The organism is Orbus hercynius (assembly GCF_003634275.1).
GTDB classification, from domain to species: domain Bacteria; phylum Pseudomonadota; class Gammaproteobacteria; order Enterobacterales; family Orbaceae; genus Orbus; species Orbus hercynius.
Genome location: NZ_RBWY01000001.1, coordinates 437,475 through 452,195 on the forward strand (window position 1 = coordinate 437,475; position 14,721 = coordinate 452,195).

12 protein-coding genes are annotated in these 14,721 nt (G+C 37.7%); 8 read left to right on the plus strand and 4 right to left on the minus strand.

Annotation, left to right across the window (positions count from 1 at the left end; translation table 11 throughout):
• The first annotated feature begins 24 nt into the window (after nt 1-24).
• The 4 genes from DES39_RS02100 to DES39_RS02115 are packed head-to-tail and all read left to right on the plus strand — an operon-like array spanning nt 25 to nt 2,827.
• Nucleotides 25-492: a PTS sugar transporter subunit IIA gene (locus tag DES39_RS02100; protein ID WP_121144110.1), complete on the plus strand. Its 468-nt coding sequence runs from the start codon at nt 25-27 to the stop codon at nt 490-492.
• A gap of 13 nt (nt 493-505) precedes the next feature.
• Nucleotides 506-1,222, plus strand: a complete 717-nt coding sequence (locus DES39_RS02105) for an L-ribulose-5-phosphate 4-epimerase (RefSeq protein ID WP_121144111.1) — start codon at nt 506-508, stop codon at nt 1,220-1,222.
• 19 nt (nt 1,223-1,241) lie between these two features.
• Nucleotides 1,242-1,886 carry a 3-keto-L-gulonate-6-phosphate decarboxylase UlaD gene (locus DES39_RS02110; protein ID WP_121144112.1) on the plus strand — a complete coding sequence of 215 codons (645 nt, stop codon included), beginning with the start codon at nt 1,242-1,244 and terminating at the stop codon, nt 1,884-1,886.
• 59 nt (nt 1,887-1,945) lie between these two features.
• Nucleotides 1,946-2,827 (plus strand): L-ribulose-5-phosphate 3-epimerase, encoded by an 882-nt coding sequence (locus DES39_RS02115; RefSeq protein WP_121144113.1) that lies wholly within the window; start codon nt 1,946-1,948, stop codon nt 2,825-2,827.
• Nucleotides 2,828-2,921: 94 nt separating this feature from the next.
• Here the strand turns inward: DES39_RS02115 and gapA are convergent, their stop codons facing one another.
• Complete coding sequence (gapA, locus tag DES39_RS02120) at nt 2,922-3,920, minus strand: glyceraldehyde-3-phosphate dehydrogenase (protein WP_121144114.1); 999 nt, start codon at nt 3,918-3,920, stop codon at nt 2,922-2,924.
• Between the two features lie 350 nt (nt 3,921-4,270).
• Between gapA and rlmKL the strand changes: the two genes are divergently transcribed.
• The gene (rlmKL, locus tag DES39_RS02125; protein ID WP_121144115.1) at nt 4,271-6,379 is read left to right on the plus strand and encodes a bifunctional 23S rRNA (guanine(2069)-N(7))-methyltransferase RlmK/23S rRNA (guanine(2445)-N(2))-methyltransferase RlmL; all 2,109 of its coding nucleotides are present in this window, start codon (nt 4,271-4,273) and stop codon (nt 6,377-6,379) included.
• 25 nt (nt 6,380-6,404) lie between these two features.
• On the opposite strand, the gene arsC is transcribed toward rlmKL, so the two are convergent.
• On the minus strand, nt 6,405-6,764 hold the full coding sequence (arsC, locus tag DES39_RS02130) for an arsenate reductase (glutaredoxin) (RefSeq protein ID WP_121144116.1): 360 nt from the start codon (nt 6,762-6,764) through the stop codon (nt 6,405-6,407).
• A gap of 190 nt (nt 6,765-6,954) precedes the next feature.
• Between arsC and DES39_RS02135 the strand changes: the two genes are divergently transcribed.
• Complete coding sequence (locus DES39_RS02135; RefSeq protein ID WP_121144117.1) at nt 6,955-8,466, plus strand: hypothetical protein; 1,512 nt, start codon at nt 6,955-6,957, stop codon at nt 8,464-8,466.
• A 138-nt stretch (nt 8,467-8,604) separates the two neighbouring features.
• Here the strand turns inward: DES39_RS02135 and DES39_RS02140 are convergent, their stop codons facing one another.
• Nucleotides 8,605-10,032 carry a hypothetical protein gene (locus DES39_RS02140; RefSeq protein WP_121144118.1) on the minus strand — a complete coding sequence of 476 codons (1,428 nt, stop codon included), beginning with the start codon at nt 10,030-10,032 and terminating at the stop codon, nt 8,605-8,607.
• A gap of 558 nt (nt 10,033-10,590) precedes the next feature.
• On the opposite strand from DES39_RS02140, the gene DES39_RS02145 reads away from it, so the two are divergent.
• On the plus strand, nt 10,591-10,938 hold the full coding sequence (locus DES39_RS02145; RefSeq protein WP_121144119.1) for a hypothetical protein: 348 nt from the start codon (nt 10,591-10,593) through the stop codon (nt 10,936-10,938).
• A 56-nt stretch (nt 10,939-10,994) separates the two neighbouring features.
• Here DES39_RS02145 and pssA read toward each other — a convergent pair whose 3' ends face one another.
• On the minus strand, nt 10,995-12,350 hold the full coding sequence (gene pssA, locus DES39_RS02150; protein WP_121144120.1) for a CDP-diacylglycerol--serine O-phosphatidyltransferase: 1,356 nt from the start codon (nt 12,348-12,350) through the stop codon (nt 10,995-10,997).
• Between the two features lie 297 nt (nt 12,351-12,647).
• Here pssA and rep point away from each other — a divergent pair, with 297 nt between their 5' ends.
• On the plus strand, nt 12,648-14,669 hold the full coding sequence (gene rep / locus DES39_RS02155) for a DNA helicase Rep (protein WP_121144755.1): 2,022 nt from the start codon (nt 12,648-12,650) through the stop codon (nt 14,667-14,669).
• The last annotated feature ends 52 nt before the right edge of the window (nt 14,670-14,721 follow it).

Below are 14,721 nucleotides of genomic sequence, written 5' to 3' on the forward strand. Positions count from 1 at the left end.
CACGACTATCAGTAAGGGAAGATTATGGCATTTAAACAATCCTTAATGGAAAATAAATCGATAAAATTGCAAGCAGAAGCTGCCGATTGGCGCACCGCAATCAAACTTGGTACCGATATGCTAGTTGCATCAGGCGCCGTTGAGGCTGGTTACTACGATGCAATTATCAATTGTATTAAAACGATGGGGCCTTACATCATTATTGCGCCCAATTTTGCCATGCCACATGCAAGGCCGGAAGATGGCGTTAATCGTACCGCATTCGCTTTAGTGACCTTAAAAACACCAGTGCTGTTTGACGATGAACCCGAGCCGGTTGATGTTTTGGTGACATTAGCCGGCAGCACTTCTGATGAACATATGGCTGGCTTAATGGAAGTTATCCAAATTTTAGAGGATGAAGCCAGCGAAACCGGCGTTAATTTAGCGCCATTGAGATTATGCCGCACAGAGAATGATGTTTATCAAGCTATTGATAATGCGTTAAATTAATGACGGAGGCACTATGTATCAAGGGAAGTATCAAACTCAGTATCAAGAACTGAAACAACGGGTTTTACAGGCTAATTTGGCACTGCCCCAGTATGGTTTAGTGACGTTTACATGGGGCAATGTTTCCGAAATTGATCGCAACGCTGGCGTTATCGCTATTAAGCCATCTGGCGTTGAATATGATGCGATGACGGTTGATGATATTGTGTTGCTTGATCTTGATGGCAACGTGCTGGAAGGGCACTTAAATCCATCGAGTGATACCGCAACACATATTGAGCTATATCTGGCATTTAGCCATATTGGTGGCATCGTACATACGCATTCTCGTCAGGCGACAATTTGGGCGCAAGCGTCAATGGATATTCCCGCTTTAGGCACAACACATGCTGATTATTTTTATGGTGATATTCCGTGTTCTCGTTCACTAACTAAAGCTGAAATTGAGCAAGATTACGAAAAAAATACTGGACTGGTGATTATCGAAACATTCCGTCAGCGCGGCATCGATCCGGCTGCAACACCAGGTATTGTTGTTTGCGGTCATGCGCCTTTTGTCTGGGGGAAACATGCTGCAGATGCCGTACATAATGCTGTGGTACTAGAAGAGATTGCCGCGATGGCAATTGCGACGCGACAGTTAAATCCGACAATTAAAATTCAAGCAGAATTATCTGATAAGCATTATTTTCGTAAACACGGTGCGAATGCTTATTATGGGCAAAAATAATATTTTAAGGAGAAAGCAGATGTCAAAACCGAAATTACAAATAGCGTTAGATCAAACTGAGTTGGCAAGTGCACTGGACGTTGCCAAAAATGTGGCAGGTTATGTCGATATTATTGAAGTTGGCACGATATTGGCTTTTGGGGCGGGAATTATTGGTGTTAAAACATTAAGAGAGCGCCATCCGGAGCATATTTTAGTGTGCGATTTAAAAACCACCGATGGGGGGGCGATTTTAGCGAAAATGGCTTTTTCAGCCGGTGCAAACTGGTTGACGGTTTCCGCCGCAGCGCATATTGCAACGATTGAAGCATGTAAAAAAGTTGCCGATGAATATCACGGTGAAATTCAAATTGAATTATATGGGCACTGGACCTTAGATGATGCTAAAGCTTGGCGAAAACTTGGCATTAAGCAGGCCATTTATCATCGTTCTCGAGATGCAGAGCTCGCAGGTATTGGTTGGACTCAAGATGATTTAGTTAAAATGCGTCAGCTCTCTGATCTTGGTTTAGAGTTATCAATTACGGGGGGCATTGTGCCTGAAGATATTCACTTATTTGCTGGCATTAAAACTAAAGCATTTATTGCGGGTCGCGCTTTGGCGGGTGAAAAAGGGCAAAAAACTGCTCAAGAGTTAAGAGCGCAAATTGCTAAGCACTGGTAGCTCAGCATAAAGTCGGCTAAGCCGGCTTTATTTTTTTAATTCATTATTGGGTTTTTACTATGTATCAAGATCAAGTTTCTTTACGAGTGGGTTTGTATGAAAAAGCCCTACCGGAATATTTTTCCTGGCAGGATAAACTAGTAGCGGCCAAAACGTTAGGTTTTGATTTTTTGGAAATCTCTATCGATGAAACGGCCGAAAAACGGGCACGTTTAGATTGGTGTAACGATGATATTTATGCGCTGCGCCGTTTATGTGAACAACATGGCATTGCGCTGCACTCTATGTGCCTTAGTGCGCATCGAAAATTCCCTTTTGGTTCTGCTAATCCTGATGTTGTTAATCAAGCAAAAACCATTATGCTTAAAGCGATTACATTAGCCTACAAACTCGGGATTAGGGTGATTCAACTAGCCGGTTACGATGTGTATTATGAACCCGCTGACGAACGCACCCACCAACGCTTTATTCAAGGTATGACGTGGTGTGCTAAACAAGCTGAGAAGGCTAGTGTCATGCTTGCTGTTGAAATTATGGATACCAACTATCTCAATTCTTTAAGTAAATTTGAAATATTAAAACAACATATTCCCTCACTGTATTTTATGGCCTATCCTGATGTCGGCAATATTAATGGTTGGAATTATGATGTATGCACTGAATTGCAATTAAGTAACCGTCATATTGTGCAAATTCATTTAAAAGATACCTATTGTGTTAAATCTGGCTATGGTGGGCAATTTCGTGATTTAGTGATTGGTGAGGGGGAAGTCGATTTTGCGGCAATTTTTGCAACATTGAAAAAGATGAATTATCAATCGCCGGTGGTGATTGAAATGTGGGCTAAAGATGAACAATGGCAAGACAATATTATTAGGGCAAAGCAGCGGCTATGCGAAGCGAGTGCGGCTAGTGGTATAACGTTATTTTCGCGAGCGTAATTGCAATATCGATCATATGATGATTACATATTATTAGATGCAATAACTATAAAAAAAGCGGCTTAACTCGCCGCTTTTTGTAAGGTTAAATCACTTATTTTTTAGATACACAAGCGATTAAATCAAGTACTTTGTTAGAATAACCGACTTCGTTATCATACCAAGCGACTAATTTAACAAATGTATCACTTAATTGGATACCTGCTTTAGCATCGAATACAGAGGTACAAACTTCACCTAAGAAATCGGTAGAAACAACATCATCTTCAGTGTATCCAAGCACACCTTTCATTTCGCCTTCAGATGCGGCTTTGATTGCTTTACAGATGTCTTCGTATTTAGCTGGTTTTGCTAAACGCGCAGTTAAGTCAACCACAGAAACGTCTGGAGTCGGAACACGGAAAGACATACCGGTTAATTTACCATTTAATTCAGGGATAACTTTACCAACTGCTTTTGCCGCACCTGTTGATGATGGAATGATGTTTTGAGCCGCACCACGACCGCCACGCCAATCTTTATGAGATGGACCATCAACTGTTTTTTGTGTTGCAGTAGTTGCGTGAACAGTTGTCATTAAACCTTCAACGATACCAAAGTTATCATTGATAACTTTAGCTAAAGGCGCTAAACAGTTAGTTGTACATGATGCATTAGAAACGATATCTTGACCTGCATATGCTTTATCATTAACACCCATTACAAACATTGGCGTATTGTCTTTTGATGGACCCGTTAAGACAACTTTTTTAGCTCCTGCTTCAATGTGTTTACGTGCAGTTGCATCATCAAGGAATAAACCAGTCGCTTCAGCAACAACATCAACACCGACTTCATTCCATTTTAGGTTAGCAGGATCTCTTTCAGCGGTAACGCGAATTGTTTTGCCATTAACGATGAGTTTACCATCTTTAACTTCAACAGTACCATCAAAACGGCCATGCGTTGAATCATATTTTAGCATATAAGCCATATACTCAACGTCTAATAGATCATTAATCGCAACAATTTCGATGTCAGAACGTTTTTGAGCTGCACGAAAAACAATACGACCAATACGTCCAAAACCATTAATACCTACTTTGATTGTCATAACAATTACCTTCTTTTTAGTGTTAAATGTAAAAAATAACTGTTGAACACGTTACCAAATCTTGGTGATTTTTTCAAGATCAATATGACGATATAGGCACAAATGTTTTTATAAGAAGTGCTGAAACGGCAAGGACTGCGTTTATTATACAGCGCAATTGATATCGTAAGAAACAAAACAAGGGCTTTTAATATGCTGCAATGTTTTAATTAGCCATTTTACGCAAGTAATTATGATTGTGATGGCGTTGCCTATTTTAATACATTCGCTAAATAGTGGCGCTTATTAGTAGGCGACATTGACAATTCTGTATATAATTAGCGTCAATTTTGCTGAATTGTAGATAATAAATGAAAAAACTATTTGCTAGTTGCCCACGTGGCCTTGAAGAACTCCTGAAAAAAGAACTCTGCGATATTGGTGGCACCGAGTGCCAGATCGCACAAGGTGGCGTTTATTTTCAGGCTGATGAATCAACGTTATATCGTGCGCTATTATGGTCAAGAATTGCTTCTCGTATTCTATTGCCGATTACAGAATTTGATATTTATAGTGATTTAGACTTATATAGCTGTGCGCTTAACATCAATTGGCCGGATATTTTTGCTGTCGATGCGACATTTATGATTCATTTTGCGGGCACTAATGATTTTATTCGTAATAGTCAGTATGGTGCACTGAAGATTAAAGATGCGATTGTTGACTGTTTTACCCGTAAGGTTGATCAGCGCCCGAATGTGACTAAAGACAATCCTGATATTCGCATTCATGCATTTTTAAATAAAAATCGAGTGATTATTTCTCTTGATTTAAGTGGCGAAAGTCTGCATCAAAGAGGGTACCGTGACCTAACTGGTGAAGCACCACTTAAAGAAAATCTTGCTGCGGCGATTGTGCAGCGTTCTAATTGGCAAAAAAATCAGATTTTACTTGATCCGATGTGTGGTTCAGGCACGTTATTAATTGAAGCTGCTATGATGGCTGCGAATATTGCACCACGCTTGCAGCGTAAAAACTGGGGCTTTTTATCTTGGAAAGGGTTTAACCCAACGCGGTGGAATGATGCGCTTTTTGCCGCCAGAGAGCACATTACAAAGCCTGAATCTCTGTTTATTGGCTATGATAATGATGCAAATGTGATACGCAAAGCTGAGCAAAACGCACGGCAAGCTGGGGTGGCAGATTTTATCCAGTTTAAAGTGCAAGATGTCACTATGCTAAATAATCCTTATCCGGATCAAGTGGGCACAATTATTAGTAATCCGCCTTACGGTGAACGCCTTGTAAGTGAGCCCGCATTAATTGCACTGCATAGTGTATTGGGTCAACGTTTTAAACACTATTTTGGTGGTTGGCATGTTTCCTTATTTAGTGCCGCGCCACAGCTGTTAGATTGTTTGCAGCTACGTTCTGAGCGTCAATTTAAAGCGAAAAATGGGCCGCTTGATTGTGTACAGAAGAACTATACCATTAGCCCGCGCCATGATACGTTACAAGCGCCAACTGAGACACTGTTACCTGCACTCGATTTTGCTAACCGATTACGTAAAAATGAGCAAAAGTTAATCAAATGGGCAGCGCAAGAAGGGATTGAATGTTATCGTTTATATGACGCTGATCTGCCAGAATATAATGTCGCAATAGATCGCTATAAAGATAAAATTGTGGTACAAGAGTATGCACCGCCCAAAACCGTTGATCCGCAAAAAGCGAAGCAGCGTTTGTTCGATATTATTAATAGTACCATGTCGGTCTTAAATTTAACTGCCAATCAGCTTATTTTAAAGACGCGTGAAAAACAAAAAGGTAAGCAACAGTATCAGAGTCTTGCACAGAAAAAAGACTACTTCTTAGTCAATGAATATCATGCTCAATTTTGGGTGAATGTCACTGATTATTTAGATTCGGGCTTATTTTTAGATCACCGAATTGCCCGTAAAATGATCGGGGATTTGTGCCGTAATAAAGATTTCTTGAATCTTTTTGCCTACACGGGGAGTGCAACGGTTTATGCCGGTTTAGGGGGCGCTAATTCAACGACAACGGTTGATATGTCTCGAACCTATTTGGAGTGGGCTGATCGCAATTTAAAGCAGAATCACTTAGTAGGTAAAAAGCATCGTTTAATTCAGGCAGATTGCTTGCTGTATTTACGTGAAAGTGATGAACAATTTGATGTCATTTTTATCGATCCGCCTACGTTTTCTAATTCTAAGCGAATGAGTGATACCTTTGATGTTCAGCGCGATCATTTAGAATTAATGACAAACTTAAAACGTTTGCTACGCCCAAATGGCGTTATTATGTTTTCCAATAATAAACGTGGATTTAAACTTGATTATGATGGTTTAGCTCAGTTAGGTTTATCCGCTAAAGACATTACTCAGCAAACGATTTCATTGGATTTTAAGCGCAATAAACAGATACATTGCTGTTTTTTAATTGAATTATCATGTTAGATAATTCAATTATAGTGTCTTTAAATCAATCTTTAAATAAGCTCATAACCTGAATTGGTGGTCGTCCAATCTTAGCGTGCTGATCCACAACAACAATCGGCCTTTCAATTAGTGCTGGGTGCTGATGCAATGCAGTTAATAATTGATCTTCGGTTAAATTTTTATCGTCTAGATTTAACTGTTTATAGCTCAATTCTGTGGTGCGAATAAGTTCTCTTACAGAGGTAAAACCAAGCTGCATGATTAACTCTTTCAACATTTGTACTGACGGCGGGGTATCCAAATATAAAATCACATTTAAATTAATGCCTTTATTTTGTAATATTTCTAATGTTTCTCTACTTTTTGAGCAGTGTGGATTATGATAGATCGAGACAGTTGTCATAGTCGTTATTACAGCTAATTATCAATATATTTTACTATAACATAATTGTGTTATTATATTAAATTATCGAGAACAACAATTAAAAAATGGTATAAACCGTGTAAAGAATCTTATTTTTTTGCTATAATCTTGCGCGGTATCAATATAAATTATAACAATACTAAACGCGATTTAAGGTAGATAGGTTACAATGAAAATAATAAAATATAATAGACATGAAACATCATGTAATGACAATTCGCTCATAATAGTTGATAAATCGAAAAAACGTCGGCGCTTTAAACATTATAATAAGTTTGAACTAGCTTTGCTCGCTCTAACAACGTTAACAAGTGTTTCATATGCAGGGCTCACTGGTACAACAATTCAAACAATAAAAGGTAATGCTCCAACTTTTATACTCGGTAGTGATGGCATTGATTTTAATAATTTCCAGTTTTTCGGTATCCGTTATCAGCAAAAATCTTATACTGATGCAACTACATTAGGTCAAGCTTTTTACGCCAAAAATAGCAGTAAAAGTCCCTCCACTATAACACCAAATGATATTTACATTAATACCGGTAACACGAATGGTAATTCGTTAGAAATGATGCCGCTTATTATACAAAATGTTACTCCTGAGCTTTATGTTGATCCCGATGGTGATGTTAGCGATAGTATGTTGCCAATCAGAACAGCAACTGCAGATGCAATTGTTTTAGATTGGTACAATACGAGTGCAGGATTAGACTCGCCAATCAAACTCACCGATGATCAATTAAAGTTATCGTTATGTGAGTTGTCTGCATCGGGGATCTATCCGACTTTGTTGGTTACAGGAACTATTAGATTGCAGACCGAATACGGCGACCCACGGTATCAAGCATATCCTGATGAATTATTAGGATACAGCGCTCCGCGGAGATATTTTCCGTTTATTTGGCCTAAGCCTGAACTCTGTAGTGTTCGGCCCAATATCAGTGGGATGGGATCATTTACTGGCCCTGCATCTGAATGGAATCCCAAACTGGGTTTTTTAAAGCAGCCAACCGGAACACGAAATTTTCCGACTACGGGAAGTGATGGGCTCTATTTCGATTTGATTATGGCTGGCGCTGATGCCACTACAATGGATTGGCAAATCGTTCCTGCTTCATCTGGTGGTATCACACCAACCATATCCATTGTTGATGGTAATACTCGGGTAACATTAAATGGCCCAAAACCTAGCAACGATACTGCATCAGCCAAAGCGGACAATTTTGCAGGTAGTGCTACATTTACAATTCAAGGTTATTTAAAGAGTAATAATTCATTGCAGATTAGTTACCCTTTTACCATCGACAAATGGTTTTTATCTTATACAAAAAATGGTAAAGGGGTAAACCTGAGTGCCGCGAAAAGCTATTGCCAAAATGTTGGCAGCACAACCACGACTTATGCCCTTAGTGGTATCCGTGAGTTAAGCAATACGAACCAGTGGAGTGTACCTGCACTCAAACCCTCGAGCACGGGAACAATTTCGCGTACTATTCAAGGTGGTTTGATAGCTGAATGGGGTAACTTTACTAAAATAACAGATAATTTCATGATATCAAATTGGACTAGTGATTCTGTTGGTTCCAAGGCTTATGGAGTTGGTGTTAATGATGGAAGCATTACGTCTCCAACAAACACAGTTGCAACAACTTGGGGAGCACTTTGTGTTAATACAAAGTAGTTGCTTCAATCGTGTTTAGTCATCTGATTAAGTATCAGATGACTAAATATATGAGTGAGCAACTCGTTATAAATCGTAATTAAAAATAAATACGGTAGTTAATCTCGGTGATTTATTAATATCACCGAGTATAATTTGTTATTTAGATGCGCATAGTGCGTAATAGGTAGTTCCACCGATCGCCTCAACATTGCGGACATCGCCATCATTAACGCCTACGCCATAAAATCCACCTGATGTGTTTGCGTCATTAGTCCAGTAACCAATGTAGCTCATAGTTGCATCAGGATAATTGCCGAGATTCCCCCACTCGGTTGATAATCCTGCTCCAATTTTTCGCATATAAACATTTCGAGACGATAAAGGGAGTGGAAACCCACTCGGTGCAGCAGGCCCAACGCTTGAATTAGTTAAATCACGCACGGTTGCCAAGGAGTAATTACTGCCGGATAAAGCATTGCACCAAGTTCTTTGAGATGTGATGTAATAAGGACTGCTACGATTGACAAACCACTTTTTAATAGTAAACGAATATTGAATGATGACATTCCCCTGCTGGTCCTTACCTTCAATAACAAAACTTGCCGGGCCTACAAAGGCATCAGCTTTAGCACCTTGTAAGTTAGTATTAGCAGTTGGACCCGATAACTTAACTCTCACCATAGTCGGGGAAACAGTAAGATTGACTGTTATATTGCCCGACGTCATTGAGCTTGGCCAAGTTAAATCATCAGCTGCAACACCCGCAATGACTAAATCAAAATATAAGCTGTTAAGTCCAGTTGTTGGGAAGTTATTACCATCACTTTGCGGTAAAAAACCGATAATAGGGTCCCATTCACTAGCGGGGCCAGCAACACCTACAGTCATAGAGTTTCTATCAGGCATCGCACTACACAGCTGAGGATCAATATTAATTGGAAATGCGCGCTCTGGAGTGGGTAATGATAATATATTATCAGGATAAACTTGTTTATGAGGATCACCATATTGCGTATTAAGATTAACACTACCAAAAACCTTAATATAAGGACTAATGCCCAAATAGGATAATTGACAAAACGTTTGGTTTAACTGAGTTGATGTTAATGCGGTATTGGTTGCTTTGTCATACCAAGCAACACTTACCGAACCATTTTGAGTTTCTGTTATCGAAATGGGATTAACATTGTCACCATCACTATCAACAACTTCATCTGCAGTTGGCATACCAAATGGCGCTACGCTAAGCCCACTGATATCAGATGGTTTGCTTGTTTTAGCTGAAAGGGCCAGAGAACTAAAAGCATTATTTAATAATGTATCGTCATAATAAGATTTATTGTTGTAATTTACACCAAAATACTTAAAATCATTGAGACTTATTTCATCGATAAAAATAGGAGAGGTACCTTTAATCGAATTTATGGTCGTTATTGATAAAGCGGCTTGAACGCTATGAATCAAAAAACTTGACCCCAATACAATTGGCCCTGCTAATTTAGCTGGAAAAAAATCTTTTAAAGAGATAACAGATTGAGATAACAAATACTTTATAGGAAAACACATTATTTTTTGTTTGTTCATTTTTATATTCTTTTCATCACTAGAATCCAAGCTAAGGCTCGAATTATTAACATCGAATTAACATAAAATCAACTCAATTATGCTATTAATTCAAATATAACTGCGAATTATAGACCTATTTTAATTAATTAACAATTAAAATAATTTAAATAGTATCATGTGCAGTTTTTTAAAAGTTGATGACGTCATTTATTATTATGCTTATCTGATCCTAGCTGATAACAATTGTATATTCACATAGAACATCGTCATCAATTGGTTAGAATTAATCCTAAAAACGTTATTTTCATATCATTATAAGATTATAAAACAGAAAGTATATATATTAGTCTAGGTCAAAGTCGTCTTTTCTAACTATGCAAGTAATATATGGTCATTGAGTGAGTTACTCACCGTTCATAGGTCCTTTTAAACAAGTAATACTTAAGCTATTTTCGATAATATAATTGGATAATATATATTGGATATATTTTATGTTAATATGACGTTGTTTTGAACAGTGGTGCTGTTTTTTTATATTAGTAAAAATAACGACTAAAAATAATAAGGGAATTAATCATGCCTTTTTTGATCAAAGAAGAGTTTTTTAATGAAAATAATTATACTTTTTTATATCAATTTCCTTCAGAAGCAGAATTTCAGCAAATCATTGAACGTGTGATGGTGGAACGCGGTTATCAAAATATCGGTAATCATATTTATGAGAAAGGTAATGTAATTTTAAAAATGCTATTAGGATCTTTTTATCACTATTATAAGATAGAAATAAAGCCAGAAGGATTGGGCAATAATCACGTAAGAGTGTCCATCAAAAAATGGGCATCAAGCGTTAGAGGCGGCGTCACTAGCATGAATAATATGCAACAAGAGCTAAGTGCCATCAAAGAGCGTTTTAAGTCAATATAACATGTTGACAACTAATGCGCTCGTGTATTTCGTAATAGCGCTATGATTATCATATTTTATAACAAACGTTTAATAATTTTATCAATGCGAATTCTACTTAACCGGTTAATTAATTTTTGAATCGGCTTTGGATAAAATTGGCTCGCCTGAATTTGCTGAAAATGATTGACTAATAACGTATTTTCTCTTATTACCTGGAGTTCTTTACTGAATTTATCATGGAGTTCGCTATTCGGATCATGGACTAAAATACCGTTTTCAAGATCGAGGCGCCAAGCTCTTGGATTGATATTATTACCGGTAATCAATGCCCAATTATCATCTATCCATATCCCCTTAAGGTGATAGGAATGATCATTATCTTTCCATAGACGAATAATTAATAGCTCTTTATCGACAAAATTCTGTAATTTTTCAACAAAATTACGTAGATTGATTTCGTACAAATATGGTAAACCACCAATAATATTAAATGGCTGATCCTCCGGAATAAAAAAATCATTAGCCGTTTTATCACCAACAATAATTTCTATCTTTTTACCTTTCCTTAGCTGACGAATAATATCTTTAATAATAATTGGCGGAAGATTGAAATAGGGAGTACAAAATGTTACTTTTTCACTAGCTGAACAGATTAGGTGATGAATAACGTGATTGAGTTTATTACCTTTACCTAACCCTGCAATTGGGGTCAACGCTAATTCATTATTTGTTGCCTGTCCATTAAATTGATAGTCGGCTTGCGTTAAATGGTAGCGTAATGTGCGAATTTTAGATTTGAGTTGTTTGCGGGTTTTTTGTTCCAAACAATCTAACCGCTCAACACCATCAAACACCAAAAAGTTATTATTGATATAATCTATCATACTGTCGGCTAAAATGGGATTAGTCATCATATGATAGCGATCATAACGGTATTTTTCGAGTTTGTGTAAATAGACATTATTAATACTTGCCCCAGTATAAAGTACCGTATCATCGATAATACTGCCTTTAAGATGCAACACACCGAGCACTTCTCGTCGATTTACGGGCACACCGTAAATTTCAACATTCAAATTGGGATAATTGACTTTCATTTGATGATAGAACTGCACATTCGTTTGGGCATTACCTTCGCCCATTCGACCTCGCTGTGCTCGATGCCAATCGACAAAAATTTTGACATCTAAATTCGGATTGGTTTTTTTTGCATCATAAATTGCTTGTAGAATTTCTTGCCCCGCTTCATCTCGTTCTAAATATAACGCGACAATATACAAGCGCCTAGTCGCATTTTTAATATGATGTAACAGCATTTCCCGATATTCAACAGGGGTATGTAAAACCTGATAATGATCGACCGATTGCGCTATTTTGGGCAATTCAGTTAGGTATTTTTGATAATCATATTTAATAAACGGTAGTCGCATATGGTAGGTGTATGTCTATGTACTTAAATCGATGCGATAGCATAGCATATTTAATTAAATAGGTACATTATCAAAAGAGTTATCAATATAAATCAATATGTTGCTATATATTTTTATGCTTTTAATCCTATTTATGTGTTAAATAGCAGTCTTCTTGGTCAAGGTAAGGCCTTGTGATTGCGGTGTTTACAGACATGTTTATAGACTGATAAATATCGATAATTTCAAATGTGCAATAGGTTTTCAAGGCTAATTTTAGTATACTAAGTGAAATTTCGCTTTAATTGGTTAATTTTTGTGCGTTTAAATATAAGTCAACAACAAGCCGTCGAATACATCTCTGGGCCGTGCTTGGTTTTAGCTGGTGCTGGTTCGGGTAAAACGCGCGTCATTATCAATAAAATTGCGTATTTAATTCAAGTAAAAGGCTATCAACCTAAGCATGTTGTGGCGGTGACATTTACGAATAAAGCGGCACGTGAAATGAAAGAGCGTATTGCACAAACCTTAGGTCGTAAAGAGGCGCGTGGGCTAAAAATTTCAACTTTTCATACCTTAGGTCTCGATATTATTCGCAAAGAATACAAGCAGATCGGGATTAAAAGTAATTTTTCGTTGTTTGATGATAATGATCAGTTTTCGTTATTAAAAGCGCTGACTGAGCAGTGGTTTGATGGCGATAAAGATTTAATTAATCAATTACGTCATACCATTTCTAATTGGAAAAATGATTTAGTTGATGCAACGATTGCTATGGCTCGTGCGCAAACGAAAAAAGAACAGTTATTTGCCCATTGTTATCAGCTGTATGAACAACAACAAAAAGCCTGTGGTATTTTAGATTTTGATGATCTTATTTTATTACCGACTTTATTGTTACAAAGCAATGAGCAAGTGCGTGAAAAATGGCAAAATCGCGTGCGTTATTTACTTGTTGATGAATATCAAGATACCAATACTAGCCAATATGAACTGATTAAATTACTGGTCGGTTATAAGGCAAAATTCACGGTGGTTGGTGATGACGATCAGTCTATTTACTCTTGGCGCGGTGCAAGACCACAAAATTTAGTGCTGTTAAATCAAGATTTTCCCAGTCTTAATGTGATCAAATTAGAACAGAACTATCGTTCTTCTGGGCGTATTTTAAAAGCGGCGAATATTTTAATTGAAAATAATCCGCATATTTTTACCAAAACACTACACTCTGAGCTAGGTTATGGCGAACCACTTAATGTGATCTCGGCTAATAATGAAGAAGATGAAGCTGAAAAAGTCGTTAATGATTTAATTGGTCATCGTTTTGCAACCAATAGTCGTTATGGTGATTACGCGATTTTATATCGTGGTAATCATCAATCACGTTTGTTTGAAAAAATCCTTATGCAAAACCGTATTCCCTATAAAATTTCAGGGGGGACATCATTTTTCTCTCGTATTGAGATTAAAGATCTCATGGCTTATCTGCGTTTGTTAATTAACCTTGACGATGATAATGCCTTTATCCGGGTTGTAAATACCCCTAAGCGCGAAATAGGTCCTGCTACACTACAAAAATTAGGGCAGCTTGCTGAACAAAAATCCCTTAGCTTATTTAAAGCGGCATTTGATGTGCAACTGACAGAGCTGCTGCCACCAAAACGGTTTGAATCCTTACATCAATTTGTTAACTGGTTTAGTCAATTATCTGACAATGCACAACATGATCCAATGCCGGTTGTTGATCAATTGTTGCATGGTATTGATTACCAAAGCTGGTTATATGAAACGTCACCTTCTCCTGCAGCAGCACAAATGCGTATGAAGAATGTTGAACAGTTAACTAGCTGGCTTGATAGCATGCTTAAAGGCGATGATATTGACGAACCGATGACACTTGAACAAGCGGTTATGCGTTTTACTCTGCGCGATATGCTTGAACGAAATGAAAGTGATGAAGAAGAAGATGCCGTTCAGCTTATGACTTTGCACGCTTCAAAAGGTCTTGAGTTCCCTTACGTCTACTTAGTTGGCATGGCAGAAGGATTATTACCTCATCAAGCAAGTATTGATGAGGATAACATTGAAGAAGAGCGAAGGCTTGCTTATGTGGGGATCACACGCGCACAACAGGTACTGACATTTTCATATAGCACTGAACGTAAACAGTATGGTGATGTGAGTTACTTAGAGCCGAGTCGATTCTTATTGGAACTTCCGCAAGATGATCTCAATTGGAATAGCAAAAAACAGCAAACATCCGAGCAGCGTTTAGAGCAAGGAAAAAGTCGTCTGGCAATGATAAAAGCGCAGTTAGCAAAAGCCAAAGCCGAATTATAGTTACAATAAGCCGTGATTATTGTTCAACTCGTTTATTATGTTTTAGTCAGAC